This window comes from Tianweitania sediminis, from assembly GCF_017813335.1.
Taxonomy (GTDB): Bacteria; Pseudomonadota; Alphaproteobacteria; order Rhizobiales; family Rhizobiaceae; genus Tianweitania; species Tianweitania sediminis.
On the sequence record NZ_JAGIYY010000005.1, the window covers coordinates 154403 to 168651 of the forward strand.

Here is a 14249-nt window from a genome sequence, read left to right on the forward strand (position 1 = left end):
AGGCGGATGCGATGCGCGACTACATGATCCTGCAGAACGGCCCCAGCCGCTCCTTCGCAGAAGGTGACGCTTTTCTCGCGGGTGCGAGTGATGCCGCTGACGTCCTTGTGCTTCTCGGCGGATCCGGCGAACAATTGCCGGAGGATGCTTCGAAGGCAGCAATCCTTGTCGAGTTGGATACTGAGTGCCTGGGTGTCCACACGGGCGAAATGTCCGGACGCGAAGGGTCCCAAGTCTTGGGCTTCGCGCGCTATCGCAATGGCAACGATGCGCCCACCAACCTCATCGAACTCGTGCGCCAACCGGCTAGCGATCCGGAGGCGATTTCGGCCGCAACCCTGATGTTTGAAGCAGCCGGCTTCTCGGTCGTTGTCTGCGCAGATCAGCCGGGCCGCATCATCGACCGGCTGGTTCGCCCCAAATACAACGCCGCCCTGCGCTTCCTTGATGAGGGACTGGCAACGGCCGAGGCAATGGATATGACCTGCCGCATGGGCCTTGGATATCCTGACGGCCCGATCGAGCGCGTTGAAAGGGGTGGTCTTGCACGGCACTGCGACATTTCAAGAGCAATCTTCGACATGACGGGTCTGCCCTCCTACATGCCGGCGCGGCGGGCGGTTGTTGCCCGGGCGCGGGAAGATCGGCAATGATGCCAGGGGCGCTATCGGGCGTGACCGTGCTTGACTTCAGCACGCTCTTGCCAGGACCGATGGCGACGCTGTTCCTGGCAGAGGCAGGCGCCGACGTCATCAAGGTTGAGCGGCCCGGGCGTGGCGAGGAGATGCGCAGCTACGAGCCCAAATGGGGGAGCGACAGCATCAATTTCGCGATGCTCAATCGCGGCAAGAAGAGCATAGCGGTGGACCTCAAGGACCCCGCGTCTCGGGAGCGGCTACGCCCGCTTATCGAGAAGGCGGACATCGTTGTGGAACAGTTCCGACCAGGCGTGATGGCCCGTCTCGGGCTGGGCTATGACGACATACGGGAAGTTCGGCCGGATGTTATCTACTGCTCCATAACAGGCTACGGTCAGACAGGACCGCGCGCGGCTCAGGCCGGTCATGATCTCAACTATATCGGCGACACAGGGCTTCTGGCGTTGAGCTGCGGGACAACCGAGAGCCCCGTTGTGCCGCCGGCGCTGATCGCGGATATCGCAGGTGGCAGCTATCCTGCTGTTCTCAACATTCTGCTGGCTCTGCGCCAGCGCGATAAGACCGGCAGTGGCGCCTATCTCGACGTCGCCATGGCAGATAACCTGTTCCCCTTCATGTATTGGGCGTTTGGGCAGGGGCAGGCGACGGGTACGTGGCCGGGCAACAGCGATGCGCAGGTGTCGGGCGGTTCGCCGCGCTACCGGCTGTATGCCACCGCCGACGGGCACTTTGTGGCCGTAGCTCCCTTGGAACAGAAGTTCTGGTTGGCCTTCTGCGCGGCGATTGGCCTCGAACAGGAACTGGTTGATGACACGGTCTCGCCGGAGCGCACGACGCGGCGCATCAGCGAGATCATCGCTGCGCGCACGGCGCGCGAGCTGCAGCCGGTTCTGGCCGCAGCTGATTGCTGCTGCAGTATCGTGCGCTCCTTAAACGATGCGATGGCTGATCCTCACTTCGCCCAACGCGGGCTTTTCGCAAGGCCGCTGACGAACGATCATGGACAAGAGATGGCTGCACTGCCAACGCCGATCGCCGCTTCGGCACGAGGTGAGGGAACCGCGGCCAGCCGCGCGCCACGTTTGGGCGAACACACGCGGGAATTGCTGGGGCCCGAAGCGGAATGAAGGCTGTTCTCGTCGAGAGATTTGCGCCGTTTCAGGAGGCCCGTTTGGTCGACGTGGCTGATCCCTCCCCGGGCCGGGGAGAGGTGCTCGTCGATGTTGCCGCGGCAGAAGCCAATTATCCAGACATCCTCGTGATGGAAGGGCGCTACCAGGTAAAGCCGCCGCTGCCTTTCTCACCGGGCAAGGCTGCTGCCGGCGTTGTTTCCGCGTTAGGCGAGGGCGTGACCCGTCTCGCTGTGGGCGACAAGGTTGCCGCGCAGGTGGAATATGGCGCTTACGCAGAGAAGCTCCTTGCACGGGACGAAAGCTGCTTTCGGATTCCGGACGGAATGACGTTCGAAACCGCGGCGGCGCTTGGGCTGGTTTACCAGACGTCCTACTTCGCGCTCCTCGAACGCTGTCAGTTCCAGCCCGGCGAAACCGTTCTCGTGCTCGGCGCTTCAGGCGGCGTCGGCTCCGCTGCCGTCCAGCTTGCAAAAGCAATGGGAGCATCGCTCGTGATCGCCTGCACGCGTGGTCCCGAAGGGGCGCAAGTGGCGCGGTCGATGGGCGCCGATCATGTCATCGACACCAACAGAAGCGACCTTCGCGAGGCGCTACGGACCGAAGTTTCTGCCGTTACCAACGGCCACGGGGCAGATGTCGTCGTGGATCCGGTTGGGGGTGAGGCCCATGCCGCTGCTATGCGCGCGATGGCATGGTGTGGGCGCATGGTGATCGTGGGCTTTGCCGGTGGGGACATTCCGGCAATTCGCTCGAACTATCTTCTGGTGAAAAACATCACGGTTTCAGGCCTGCAGTGGTCAGACTACCGCGACCGCAGCCCTGAGAAGGTGGCGCAGGCACAAGAAGCGATCTTCGCACTCTGGCAGGCGGGGAAACTCGACCCTCACATCTCAAAGGTCCTTCCCCTCGAGCAATTTGGCGAGGCCCTATCCGCATTGGCGGAAGGTCGGGCCAAAGGCAAGATCGTCCTTTCCACGACGGAAAGGTGAACCGGGATGGGAGGAAAATCGGATCACGACATCATTCTAGCGGCCGAGAACCTGACCAAGGAGTTCAGGGGTTTTGTAGCGGTCGATGGCGTCAATCTTTCCGTGCGCCGGGGGCAGATCCATGCCCTGATTGGGCCGAACGGGGCTGGCAAGACCACCTGCTTCAACCTTTTGACCAAGTTCCTGCAGCCCACCAGGGGCAAGATCACCTATGCCGGCAAGGACATCACCAACCTCTTGTCCGCGGATATTGCGCGGCTCGGGCTGGTGCGCTCGTTCCAGATCTCGGCGGTGTTTCCGCATCTGACGGCGCTGGAAAATGTCCGCATCGCCTTGCAGCGCAAGCGCGGCGACAGTTTTGACTTCTGGCGCTCGCAAAAGATCCTGTCGCGCTTCGACAACGAAGCGCTGGCGCTGCTTGAGGAAGTGGGCCTGGCCGAGTTCGCCCACCACGAGGCCACTGAACTGTCTTACGGCCGCAAGCGTGCGCTGGAGATCGCCACGACGCTCGCGCTGAACCCCGACATGCTGCTTCTGGACGAACCGATGGCCGGCATGGCGCAAGCCGATGTCGAGCGCATCACCGCCTTGATCAAGCGCATTTCGGCCAACCGCACCATCCTGATGGTGGAACACAACCTGTCGGTCGTGGCGACCTTGTCCGACACGATCACGGTTCTGGCACGCGGCAAGGTTCTGGCCGAAGGCGATTACGCCACCGTGTCCCAGGATCCGCGCGTGGTTGAAGCTTATATTGGAGCCGGTCATGGCTGAAGCTGCACTCGCCACCGAACGTCCCGCCACCGCCGCTTCGGCAGCGCCGCTGCTCACCGTGCGCGGGCTTGAAGCCTGGTATGGCGAAAGTCACGTCTTGCATGGCATCGACCTTGATGTGCGCTCCGGCGAAGTTGTGACCCTGCTTGGCCGCAACGGCGCAGGCAAAACCACCACGCTGAAGTCGATCATGGGCATGCTGCCCAAGCGCAAGGGCTCGGTTGTGTTCGAGGGCAAGGAACTGATGCACCTGCCGGCGCGCCACATCGCCAAGGCAGGCATCGCGATCTGCCCGGAAGAACGCGGTGTTTTCGCCTCCTTGTCCGTGCAGGAAAACCTGATGCTGCCGCCGAAAGTGCGCGACGGCGGCCTTTCCGTCCCGCAGATCTTCGAGCTTTTCCCGAACCTCAAGGAGCGGCTGTCGAGCCAGGGCACCAAGCTTTCGGGCGGCGAACAACAGATGCTGGCGATCGGCCGCATCCTGCGCACGGGCGCCAACCTGTTGCTCCTGGACGAGCCCACGGAAGGGCTGGCACCGGTGATCGTGCAGCAGATCGGCCACACGATCGCACGGCTGAAGAAAGAGGGCTTCACGATCGTGCTTGTGGAGCAGAATTTCCACTTCGCATCGTCGGTTGCTGACCGGCACTACATCGTCGAACAAGGCCGCACGGTGGACATGATCGAAAACAGCGAACTCGATGCGAACATGGACAAATTGCACGCCTATCTGGGGGTTTGAAGAATGATCGACCTTCTCGGGATTCCGCCCCAAGCCTTGTTCGGGCAGTTGCTGCTCGGCCTTATCAACGGCGCCTTTTATGCGATCCTGTCGCTGGGGCTGGCCATCATCTTCGGTCTTCTCAACATCATCAATTTCGCCCATGGCGCGCAGTACATGCTGGGTGCGCTGGTGTCCTGGATGCTCTTGAACTACCTCGGCATCAACTACTGGTGGGCGCTGTTGCTCGTGCCGATCATCGTGGGCTTCACCGGGGTGGTGCTTGAGCGCGTCCTGATCTCGCGGCTTTACCACCTCGATCATCTTTACGGGCTGCTCCTGACCTTCGGCCTCGCGCTGATCATCCAGGGCTTTGCGCGCAACTATTACGGCATCTCGGGGCTGCCTTATACGATCCCCAGCCAGCTTGCAGGCGGCCAGAACCTCGGCTTCATGTTCCTGCCGAACTACCGCGGCTGGGTCGTCGTTGCCTCGCTGGCGGTTTGCATCACCACCTGGTTCGTGATCGAAAAAACCAAGCTCGGCGCTTACCTGCGCGCGGCAACGGAAAACCCGTCGCTTGTTGGCGCGTTCGGCATCAACGTGCCACGCATGATCACCCTGACCTACGGCTTCGGTGTTGCGCTTGCCGCCTTTGCCGGCGTGCTTGCCGCGCCGATCTATTCGGTCAATCCCAACATGGGCGCGGACCTGATCATCGTGGTGTTTGCCGTGGTGGTGATCGGCGGCATGGGGTCGATCCTGGGCTCTATTCTCACCGGCTTCGGGCTCGGCCTTGTTGAGGGGCTGACCCGCGTCTTTTACCCCGAAGGATCGGCCGTCGTGATCTTTGTGATCATGGCCCTCGTGCTGCTTGTGAAACCTGCGGGTCTGTTCGGGAGAACTGCTTGATGTCCGTTGTTGCTGAACCCAACACGATGCGCCTTCCGGAAGAACGCACCACCGGTGCAATGCCCGGCTACCACATCGCCATCTTTGCCCTGCTGCTCGGGCTAGCCTTGATCGCCCCCTTCTTCCTTTATCCGGTGTTCCTGATGAAGGTGATGTGCTTTGCGCTGTTTGCCTGCGCCTTGAACCTGCTGCTGGGCTTCGGCGGCCTTCTGTCGTTCGGGCATGCTGCCTTTTTCGGCGGTGCGGCCTATGTGTCGGCCCATGCCGCCAAGGTCTGGGGCCTGACGCCGGAGGTCGCGATCATCCTTGGCACCTTGAGCGGCGCGCTGCTTGGCCTGGTGATCGGCAGCTTTGCCATTCGGCGGCAGGGCATCTACTTCGCCATGGTGACGCTCGCCTTTGCGCAGATGGTCTATTTTGCGGCGCTGCAGATGCCCTTCACGGGCGGCGAAGACGGCATCCAGAACGTCCCGCGCGGCGACCTGTTCGGCGTGATCAGCCTGAACTCCGACATGTCGCTCTACTTCATGGTGCTGGCCATTGTGTTTGGCGGTCTGCTTGCGATCTACCGGATCATCCATTCGCCGTTCGGGCAGGTGCTGAAGGCAATCCGCGAAAACGAACCGCGCGCCATCTCGCTTGGCTACCGTGTCAACAACTACAAGCTGACCGTGTTCGTGTTGTCCGCCGCTCTCGCCGGTCTTGCCGGCGCCACCAAGGCGATCGTGTTCCAGCTGGCTTCACTCACCGACGTCCACTGGTCGATGTCGGGCGAGGCGGTGTTGATGACGCTGATCGGTGGCATGGGCACGGTGTTCGGGCCGCTTGTGGGCGCCGCGATCATCGTCACCATGCAGAACTACCTCGCGAGCCTCGGCGCCTGGGTCACCATCATCCAGGGCTTCATCTTCGTGATCGCGGTGCTCCTGTTCCGCGAAGGCGTCGTGGGCCTGATCGCCAAAAGGCTGCGCCGGCCGCTTTGACGGCTTCGGAACGAGGAAGGCGACGCAGATTGCGCGCCGCAACAGACACAACACCAGCAGATAAGGATCTCTACAATGGCTTCCGAAAGACAGCGATCGGAAAAGTTCGAGAAGGGTTTGAAGACCAGGCGAGAGGTTCTGGGCACTGACTATGTCGACAAGAGCGTCGGCGCGGCCACTGACTTCAACTGGCCCATGCAGCAGCTGGTGACCGAATATTGTTGGGATGAGATCTGGAACCGTCCGGGTCTAGACCGCCGCAGTCGCTCCATCCTCAACCTTGGCATGATTTCCGCGTTGAACCGGCCGCATGAGCTGAAGCTTCATATCCGGGGTGCGTTGAACAACGGCCTGAGCCGCGAGGAGATTCGGGAAATCCTGCTTCAAGTCGCCATTTACTGCGGTGTTCCGGCTGCCATTGACAGCTTCCGGGTCGCTCAATCCGTGTTCGACGAAATAGACGGTGGCGCCTGAATGTTCAGCAAGATCGGGTTCATTGGGCTTGGGCGCATGGGACATCCTATGGCGCGCAACTTGACGAAGGCGCGCTTTGAGGTTGTCGGCTTCGACATGAGCGAAGCTGCCCGCCATTCATTCGCGCAGGCAGGCGGGCAGGTCGGCCAAACAGTGGCCGACGTGGCCGGCAACGCCGACCTTCTCATCACGATGCTGCCCACGGGCAAGATCGTGCGCCAGGCGCTGCTTGAAGAGCCTGGTTTTGCCGCTGCCCTGCGTCCGGGTACGCTCGTGATCGACATGAGCTCATCGGCTCCAACGGACACGACAAGCCTCGCCGGAACGCTGAACCGCCAAGGCGTGACGCTGCTCGATGCGCCAGTATCCGGTGGCGTTGCAAAGGCTGTCGATGGCACACTGGCGATCCTAGTTGGCGGTGAGGAAGCCGAAGTTGAACGCGTGCGGCCTGTCCTCACGGCTATGGGGGCGTCCATCATCCACACCGGGAAAACCGGTTCAGCGCACTGCATGAAAGCGCTCAACAACTATGTTTCAGCCGCCGGCCTCGTTGCCGTCAGCGAAGCGCTGCACGTCGGAACTCAGTTCGGCCTGAACCCTGAAACCATCGTGGAAGCGCTGAACGCCTCTACGGGGCGCAACAATACCACTGAGCGAAAGGCGCTGCCGTTCATGGTGTCGCAGGCTTTCAATTCCGGCTTCGCCATGAATCTTATGGCCAAGGACATCGGCATCGCCGCTGACCTTGCTGCCGACCTGGACCTCCAGGTGGCCGAACTGGCTCTGATGGCAAGGATGTGGCGCGAAGCCTCGGAAGCGCTGGGACCAGAAGCGGATCACACCGCAATGCACCAGTTTCTGGCGGACACGATCAGACGGAAGGGTTAGAACGGTTCACTATGGCTTTTGCACCGCTCCAGCATCTAGCGCGAAGGCGGCAGGTGCAAGGCTGCCACGAAGCCATCGTCCTTTTCCCTTGGCGCGGGGTAGCGCAGAAGAACCTCAGGGTCGTGCCCCGGCACGATCCGAGACGCTTCGCCTCCGATCTCCCGCAGGCGCCTGAACCCCGTCACCATCGCGCCGAGGCTGTCAACAATGCCGAACAGCCGATCCTCTTCGAAGCTTTCATAATAATGGGCAGCGTCAGAGGCGACCACGACCGGTCCACGGGCCGTTGCCACCCGAACGAACTGCAGCCCGCGTGAATGACCACCGACCTTGAACAGCTCGATCCCGGGCATCGGGCTGGCATCACCGTTGTGGAAGATGACCCGTTCGCCATAGACCGCTCGAACCATCTCCACGACGTCTTCGACTTCGAACGGCGCGCGAAGGGCTGGATGGCCCATGTCGCGCCCCGTGGCGAACGCCATCTCGTCGTCCTGGATGTGAAAGCGCGCGTTGGGAAACAAGGAGAAGTTTCCGGCATGATCGTAATGCAGATGCGTGACGATGACGTTTCGGACCTTGGTCGGATCGACGTCGATCCTCGCGAAGAGCTGGGTCGGATGTTCGAGGAAGACCCGTCCCCGCTTGGCGGCTGTCTCAGGCGTGAAGCCGGTATCGATCACAACCGCCTCGCCATCATCCCGAACGGCGACCCAGATGTAATAGGCCATGTCGATATGGCCGTCATGGGGATCGGCGGTGAGAAACACGTCGGACCGCTTCCGGCCCGTCAGTTCGGCATACTTCAAAGCGTAAAGGCGGAACATGACCCTGCATCTGGAAGGGGTAGTGTTTGAAGGGACGGGGTTTAACCGTTCTGCGGAAGATGTTGTTTGCCTGAGCGTGAGCAGTCAAGCCCGAACCGCTGGCGGCAGTCCTTGTTTATCGAAGACGAGAAAAGCGTGCTCCTTGGCACCAGGCTTGCATCGCGTTTGGCCAAAGAAGTGGGTGCACTCCATTTTTTCGAAAGTCATGTCGCCCATGCGGCCATCCTGTACACGGCGGCAACATCCGTCTGACCAAGCACGGACATGGCTGCGGTGAATGACCCGTCAAATAGCCGAGCGGCCGCCTTCTTCTGAAGGAATCCGGTGGCTTCATCTTGTGCTCTTGAGGAGTTGGAAGAACAATGCCTGGCCTTAAAAAGAATGCTGTTGTCGCGGTCGTCGGGGCGGGCGCTATGGGCGCCGGTATCGCGCAAGTTGCCGCCCAGGCAGGGCATGAGGTGCTTTTGTTCGACGCCGCCGAAGGCGCGGCCACGAAGGGGCGGGCCTCGATACTGGCTGCGCTGGACCGGCTGGTCGAGAAGAGCCGCCTTTCATCCGTTGAGCGAGACGCGGTCGCATCCCGGCTGATCGTCGCGCAATCGGTCCACTCTCTTGCGCCCGCACAACTGGTGATCGAAGCCATCGTAGAGAAGCTCGATGTGAAGCGGCAGGTCTTCGCCGCCTTGGAGGAAATCGTCGGAGCTGACACCGTTCTCGCCACCAACACGTCGTCCCTTTCCGTAACCGCCATTGCGGCCGGTCTGCAGCATCCGAACCGAGTGGCGGGGCTGCACTTCTTCAACCCTGCGCCTGTGATGAAGCTGGTGGAGATCGTCGCCGGCCTCGCTTCGGACAAGGGGGTGCTGGAGGTGCTGGAAGCCACGGCCCGCGACTGGGGCAAGGCGCCTGTCCATGTAACGTCCACGCCGGGCTTCATCGTCAATCGCGTGGCACGGCCGTTTTACGCGGAGGCACTTCGGCTTCTCGAGGAAGGAGCGACTGGCTGCGCCACCATCGATGCCATCATACGCGACACGGGTGGCTTCCGGATGGGGCCTTTCGAGTTGATGGATCTGATCGGCCACGACGTGAACGCGGCGGTCACGCGCTCGGTGTTCGAGGCCTATTTCTATGATCCTCGATTCAGACCCTCCCTGGTTCAACAGGAACTCGTGTCGGCCGGCTGGCTTGGCCGAAAAAGCGGTCGCGGCTTTTATGACTACAGGGACCCTTCGTCCCGCGCGGAACCAGAGGACGCTTCCGCGTCGGCGTCCTGTGACAGCGTCACCGTCGAAGGAGATTTGGGCCCCGCAGAGCCGCTCGTGGACAGCTTGAAAGCGGCCGGTGTGAAGGTCACGCGCAAAGAAGGGTCGGCAGCTTCTATCACGAGCCAGGGTGTACGGCTTGCACTGACCGATGGACGCACGGCCACTGCTAGAGTTGCTGCAGGCGAGCCGGGCGACCTGGTTCTGTTCGATCTCGCTCTCGATTACCGGGTGTCCCCGCGCATGTGCATTGCGGTAGCGGACCAAGCATCGGGCGAATGCCTGCCTGCGGCAGTCGGATTGTTAAGGGCGGCCGGAAAAACAGTGAGCGTTGTGGACGACGTTCCCGGCTTGGTGGTTTTTCGGACCCTCGCGATGCTGGTCAACGAGGCGGCCGAGGCTGTTCTTCAGGGCGTGGCATCAGCTGATGACATCGACAAGGCGATGACATTGGGCGTGAACTACCCACGCGGACCGCTTTCCTGGGGAGATGCTGTGGGTCCGAGCCGCATCCTCGCTGGCCTGGGCGCGCTGCAGTCCGCCTACGGAGACGATCGCTATCGCGCCTCCCAGTGGCTGCGCCGACGTGCGCAGTCTGGTCGTGCCCTTATTGAAGCGAAGCAGGATCGGTCTCGTTCATGAGATCGGGCGCCTTGCACGCCCTGCTATCGCGTCATCCATGGTCATGAACAGCAGGCTCTCATCGCTCCTCTCGCTGACGCTGCCGGTCGTCGTGATCTGGGGACTGAATTTCGCAGTTATCCGTGTCGGGGTGGCCCATGTTGGGCCGTTCACGCTGGCTGCGCTGCGATTTGCGACAGCGTCGTTGCCGTTGCTTTGGTTCGTTGAGCGGCCCCCGGTGCCGCTCCCATTCCTGCTCAGCTACGGCCTTCTGTTCGGCGTCGCCCAATTCACCTTTCTGTTTATCGGGATGACGTGGGGCTTAGCGTCCGGCATCGCATCTCTGTTGCTCCAGTTGCAGGCCGTCTTCACGCCGTTGCTCGCTTTGCTTCTGCTTAAAGAGAACTTCACGCGTTACACAGCCAGCGCCTTGGGGCTGAGCCTCGCTGGGCTTGCGGTCATCATCTCCAGTGCCGAAGGCGATCACGGTGGTATCGCGGCGGTTCTTCTGGGCGTCAGCGCCGCCCTGTGCTGGGCTATGTCCAACGTGGTTGTTCGCTTCGGTGTGCGGAAAGGCTATTCTTACAAGCCGCTTTCGCTGGTGGTGTGGGCGAGCTTTGTTGCTGTTGGCCCTTTTGTTGTTCTTGCTTGGGCGTCGGGGGAGGATCCCGGCCTATCGTGGGAAGCCAGCGGTTCGGCTGTTCTGGCAGGGCTCTATCTCGGTATTCTGGGCACCATCGTTGCCTATGTCTTGTGGGTGCGAGCCTTGTCCTTGTTCGACGCCGGAACTGTTGCGCCATTCTCATTGCTGATCCCGATCCTGGGCTTGGCCGCGGGGGCTCTCATCTTTGGCGAAAGGCTTACAACATCTGAAATCGCTGGCAGCCTGATGATCGTTGCGGGCGTGATCATTCACATTGCTGGCACGACACGATCTCGATCACTCTGAATGGGCTGACCGTGCGCCAGACAGCTCAACGCGATTGTGTCGGTATTGAGGACAGGCTGAAGGCGAGCAAATGCTTGCATTGGCCAAGTTTCTGGGCCTCGTTGCGCTCCAAGAAGTGGCACGAGGCTTGCAGAGCGTCACATGTTGCGACGACCGCATCAAACGGGAGGTTATCATGATGAAAAAAACTCTAACAACGATGGCGCTGGCGGCCTGCGTGAGCCTTTCCGCTCTCACCGCATCAAGTGCTCAGACCGTGTCAGGCGATGAGGTCACGATCGGTGCGATCGTCGATATGTCTGGCGTCTACTCGGCAAATGGCGGCCAGGGAGCCGTGGTCGGCGCGCAGATGGCGATCGATGACTTCGGCGGCACGGTGCTTGGCAAGCCGATCCGGCTCCTGTCTTCCAACTACCAGAACAAGGTGGACGTCACGAACACCATCGTGCGCAGTTGGATCGACAACGACAATGTCGACATGGTGATCGAGTCGACCGACTCTGCGTCGGCGCTCGCCATCCAGGCGCTCGGAAAGGATCGCAATCGTCTCACCATCGCGGCAGGTTCTGCCACCACGGCCTTGACCAACGACGCCTGTACGCCGCTTGGCATCCACTACGTGTATGATACCTATGCCTTGGCAAATGGCACCGGCAACGCGATCCTGCGTGAAGGTGGCGACAGCTGGTACTTCGTCACGGCAGATTACGCCTTCGGTCACTCGCTGGAGCGTGACACAGGCAACGCGGTCACCCAAGGAGGTGGGACCATCCTTGGTGCTGCGCGGCATCCGCTCGGGACTGCTGACTTTTCGTCCTTCCTGCTTCAGGCACAGTCTTCCGGTTCGAAAGTCGTTGGTCTGGCCAACGCAGGCGCCGATTTCTCCAACGCCGTAAAACAGGCCGCCGAGTTCGGTATTGTTCAAGCCGGTCAGCAAATCGCCGGCATGCTCGTCTTCCTGACGGATATCAAAGCGCTGGGTCTTGAAACCGCGCAGGGGCTGACGTTCACGACCGGTTTTTACTGGGATCTTAACGACGAAACGCGGGCATTCGCCGAGCGCTTCTTTGAACGTCACAATGCGATGCCCACGATGATTCAGGCGGGCTTCTATTCGGCCGTAACGCACTATCTCAAGGGCGTCGAGGCAACCGGCACGGACGATTCTGCAACCGTCCGCAAGTGGATGGGCGAAAACAAGATCAACGACTTCTTCGCTAAGGATGGCTACATCCGCGAGGATGGCCGCATGATTCACACCATGTATCTTGCAAAGGTGAAAGCGCCCGAGGAATCCAAGCGTGATTGGGACTTCGCCACCATTCTTTCCGAGATTCCGGGTGAGGACGCCTATTTGAAGCCGGAAAACAGCACCTGCAGCTTGTTGAAGAAGTAAGGGATTGGGCGAGGTCGCGCTCTGTGGGGTGCGACTTCGCTGTTCCCGGTGCGTGTCGGCGCTCGGGCTTCTCAAAACTGCGTTGACGAACGGGGCGCTGCAACCTTTTGGAGCCGGCAAGGCTCGCCACCGCCAAGCCGGCTAGGTCACAAACGAATCGTGTGACTGCGGCTGCCGGCCAGAGGCTGGCTGCAAGCCGATGCAGTCAGGCGACGTTGTACAAGGCGTTCCGGCTGTCCAGGGCGGGGATCCACAGCCGGACCTGGTTGCGACCGGTTCGCTTCGCGTCATAAAGCGCAACGTCGGCCCGCTTCTGGAGGACGTTGTCGGGAAGCGTGGTCGATCCGACGGCAACTCCGATGCTGATCGTGACCACTGGCGTCACGCGAGACAGGGGATTGGGATGCGCGGCCGCTGCTACGGCGGCTCGTATTCTTTCCGCAACCGCCATCGCGTCGGCTTCTGTGACCCCGGGCAGAAGGACCAGAAACTCTTCGCCGCCAAAGCGGGCAACGCAGTCCAATTCGGAGCGGGTGAAATTTGTCAGGATGCGCGCAACATCGACGAGGCATCTGTCGCCATCCAGATGTCCCAGATGATCGTTCAACGCCTTGAAATCATCGATGTCGCACATGAGGATCGCGACTGTGCCGCCCGCTTGGCGCAGGTCTTCCAAGCGTTCCCGTAAAAGGTGGCGGTTTGCCACGCCCGTCAACCCGTCGATCTTGGACAGCTGCTCCAGACGGCGATTGGAACGCGCGAGGTCGGACAGACGCTGCCGATCGCGCAATTCTAGGAGAAAGGCCTTATAGGCGAGCTTGTTCATGGTCCTTCGGCCAAGCACGGTCGCTGCCATGCCGCTGCCGAAGAAAAGCACGCCGAACAAGATCATTCCGACGCTCTCGGTGCTGAAGGCGATCTGGGTTGCAAAGAAGAGCGAAACGGCGAATGCGGCGATGGCCACCGTCTGCCGGAACGGGATGCTGAAGATGACAACGCCGGTGATCGCAACCGACAACATTACGTGGAGGTAGCGGTTGAGCAGCGGTCCGCCCGCCGCCACGCCCATCCAGCAGACGCAAAGGAGTATAACGGCCATTCCACCCAGCAGGGCTGAGCCTAGGGCGCGGTCCGGACGCCTCTTTTTCCAGATTTGCCGCACGCCCAGAGCGGCAGGGATGATCACGAGGCTTGGTGCCGTGATCGCAAGTGCGGTGTCGCGCGACAGCAGGAAAAAGCTGAGAGCCAGCAGAAGGAGATCAAGGAGGATCACGAAAACCATCCACGACCGGATGATGCTCGCTGCGCTTCGCCAACTGCGCTGCTCGAACGCTCTTCTTATCTCGCCCTTCAAGTGGATGTCGCGCGTGCGGCCGGACAGAAGCTGCTCCACCTGCGCCATGACAACCGGATTGCTGAGGAAGCGCTCCAGCAACTGCTGGCTGGAAGAGGTCACGGACGTCTTCTGTCCGTCATGCGATGGTGAAGACTGCGGCTTCCTGCCGATCTGCGCATCAACAAACCGCCACATGGTCTCGCTCCGCTAAACGCTGCCATCACAACGGCAGGGTCGAGGCGCCTTTGCCCGTCCTTTTCCGGGCGGAGGTTAAAGCGTGAATCCTACCGATCGCTAAAGAACTGATTACCCCGCATGGGGA

Annotated in this window: 14 protein-coding genes; 12 read left to right on the forward strand and 2 right to left on the reverse strand. The window is 61.1% G+C overall.

Going from position 1 to position 14249, the window contains the following annotated elements:
* Positions 1–11: 11 nt before the first annotated feature.
* The 9 genes from J5Y06_RS15500 to J5Y06_RS15540 all read left to right on the forward strand — a co-directional run bounded on the left by J5Y06_RS15500 (position 12) and on the right by J5Y06_RS15540 (position 7533).
* Entirely contained in the window at positions 12–653 is a 642-nt protein-coding gene (locus J5Y06_RS15500; protein ID WP_209336101.1) for a 3-hydroxyacyl-CoA dehydrogenase family protein, read from the forward strand.
* Positions 650–1786, forward strand: a complete 1137-nt coding sequence (locus J5Y06_RS15505) for a CaiB/BaiF CoA transferase family protein (RefSeq protein ID WP_245247918.1) — start codon at positions 650–652, stop codon at positions 1784–1786. Before J5Y06_RS15500 ends, J5Y06_RS15505 begins: the two co-directional genes overlap by 4 nt.
* Entirely contained in the window at positions 1783–2781 is a 999-nt protein-coding gene (locus J5Y06_RS15510) for an NADPH:quinone oxidoreductase family protein (RefSeq protein WP_209336102.1), read from the forward strand. Before J5Y06_RS15505 ends, J5Y06_RS15510 begins: the two co-directional genes overlap by 4 nt.
* Before the next feature lie 6 nt (positions 2782–2787).
* Positions 2788–3555, forward strand: a complete 768-nt coding sequence (locus tag J5Y06_RS15515; RefSeq protein WP_209336103.1) for an ABC transporter ATP-binding protein — start codon at positions 2788–2790, stop codon at positions 3553–3555.
* Positions 3548–4297, forward strand: a complete 750-nt coding sequence (locus J5Y06_RS15520) for an ABC transporter ATP-binding protein (protein WP_209336104.1) — start codon at positions 3548–3550, stop codon at positions 4295–4297. The genes J5Y06_RS15515 and J5Y06_RS15520 overlap by 8 nt, the downstream gene beginning before the upstream one ends.
* Before the next feature lie 3 nt (positions 4298–4300).
* Positions 4301–5188 carry a branched-chain amino acid ABC transporter permease gene (locus J5Y06_RS15525; protein WP_209335519.1) on the forward strand — a complete coding sequence of 296 codons (888 nt, stop codon included), beginning with the start codon at positions 4301–4303 and terminating at the stop codon, positions 5186–5188.
* Complete coding sequence (locus J5Y06_RS15530) at positions 5188–6171, forward strand: branched-chain amino acid ABC transporter permease (protein ID WP_425348070.1); 984 nt, start codon at positions 5188–5190, stop codon at positions 6169–6171. Before J5Y06_RS15525 ends, J5Y06_RS15530 begins: the two co-directional genes overlap by 1 nt.
* 75 nt (positions 6172–6246) lie before the next feature.
* On the forward strand, positions 6247–6645 hold the full coding sequence (locus J5Y06_RS15535) for a carboxymuconolactone decarboxylase family protein (RefSeq protein ID WP_209336105.1): 399 nt from the start codon (positions 6247–6249) through the stop codon (positions 6643–6645).
* On the forward strand, positions 6646–7533 hold the full coding sequence (locus J5Y06_RS15540) for an NAD(P)-dependent oxidoreductase (protein ID WP_209336106.1): 888 nt from the start codon (positions 6646–6648) through the stop codon (positions 7531–7533).
* A 35-nt stretch (positions 7534–7568) separates the two neighbouring features.
* Here the strand turns inward: J5Y06_RS15540 and J5Y06_RS15545 are convergent, their stop codons facing one another.
* Positions 7569–8360, reverse strand: coding sequence for an N-acyl homoserine lactonase family protein (locus J5Y06_RS15545; protein ID WP_209336107.1), 792 nt, complete (start codon positions 8358–8360; stop codon positions 7569–7571).
* 362 nt (positions 8361–8722) lie between these two features.
* Between J5Y06_RS15545 and paaH the strand changes: the two genes are divergently transcribed.
* From paaH to J5Y06_RS15560, 3 genes are all read left to right on the forward strand, one after another.
* The gene (paaH, locus tag J5Y06_RS15550) at positions 8723–10267 is read left to right on the forward strand and encodes a 3-hydroxyacyl-CoA dehydrogenase PaaH (RefSeq protein ID WP_209336108.1); all 1545 of its coding nucleotides are present in this window, start codon (positions 8723–8725) and stop codon (positions 10265–10267) included.
* Between the two features lie 43 nt (positions 10268–10310).
* Complete coding sequence (locus J5Y06_RS15555) at positions 10311–11195, forward strand: EamA family transporter (protein ID WP_209336109.1); 885 nt, start codon at positions 10311–10313, stop codon at positions 11193–11195.
* A 175-nt stretch (positions 11196–11370) separates the two neighbouring features.
* The gene (locus tag J5Y06_RS15560) at positions 11371–12591 is read left to right on the forward strand and encodes an ABC transporter substrate-binding protein (protein WP_385932608.1); all 1221 of its coding nucleotides are present in this window, start codon (positions 11371–11373) and stop codon (positions 12589–12591) included.
* Positions 12592–12796: 205 nt separating this feature from the next.
* Here the strand turns inward: J5Y06_RS15560 and J5Y06_RS15565 are convergent, their stop codons facing one another.
* On the reverse strand, positions 12797–14122 hold the full coding sequence (locus tag J5Y06_RS15565) for a GGDEF domain-containing protein (protein WP_209336110.1): 1326 nt from the start codon (positions 14120–14122) through the stop codon (positions 12797–12799).
* Positions 14123–14249 lie beyond the last annotated feature (127 nt).

Excerpts from the sequence above, each read along its gene's own strand:
- J5Y06_RS15565 (WP_209336110.1), bottom strand. The coding sequence starts at position 14,122 with ATGTGGCGGTTTGTTGATGCGCAGATCGGCAGGAAGCCGCAGTCTTCA.
- J5Y06_RS15505 (WP_245247918.1), top strand. The coding sequence starts at position 650 with ATGATGCCAGGGGCGCTATCGGGCGTGACCGTGCTTGACTTCAGCACG.
- J5Y06_RS15515 (WP_209336103.1), top strand. The coding sequence starts at position 2,788 with ATGGGAGGAAAATCGGATCACGACATCATTCTAGCGGCCGAGAACCTG.
- J5Y06_RS15525 (WP_209335519.1), top strand. The coding sequence starts at position 4,301 with ATGATCGACCTTCTCGGGATTCCGCCCCAAGCCTTGTTCGGGCAGTTG.
- paaH (WP_209336108.1), top strand. The coding sequence starts at position 8,723 with ATGCCTGGCCTTAAAAAGAATGCTGTTGTCGCGGTCGTCGGGGCGGGC.
- J5Y06_RS15540 (WP_209336106.1), top strand. The coding sequence starts at position 6,646 with ATGTTCAGCAAGATCGGGTTCATTGGGCTTGGGCGCATGGGACATCCT.
- J5Y06_RS15500 (WP_209336101.1), top strand. The coding sequence starts at position 12 with ATGCGCGACTACATGATCCTGCAGAACGGCCCCAGCCGCTCCTTCGCA.
- J5Y06_RS15545 (WP_209336107.1), bottom strand. The coding sequence starts at position 8,360 with ATGTTCCGCCTTTACGCTTTGAAGTATGCCGAACTGACGGGCCGGAAG.
- J5Y06_RS15535 (WP_209336105.1), top strand. The coding sequence starts at position 6,247 with ATGGCTTCCGAAAGACAGCGATCGGAAAAGTTCGAGAAGGGTTTGAAG.
- J5Y06_RS15555 (WP_209336109.1), top strand. The coding sequence starts at position 10,311 with ATGAACAGCAGGCTCTCATCGCTCCTCTCGCTGACGCTGCCGGTCGTC.
- J5Y06_RS15560 (WP_385932608.1), top strand. The coding sequence starts at position 11,371 with ATGATGAAAAAAACTCTAACAACGATGGCGCTGGCGGCCTGCGTGAGC.
- J5Y06_RS15510 (WP_209336102.1), top strand. The coding sequence starts at position 1,783 with ATGAAGGCTGTTCTCGTCGAGAGATTTGCGCCGTTTCAGGAGGCCCGT.
- J5Y06_RS15520 (WP_209336104.1), top strand. The coding sequence starts at position 3,548 with ATGGCTGAAGCTGCACTCGCCACCGAACGTCCCGCCACCGCCGCTTCG.
- J5Y06_RS15530 (WP_425348070.1), top strand. The coding sequence starts at position 5,188 with ATGTCCGTTGTTGCTGAACCCAACACGATGCGCCTTCCGGAAGAACGC.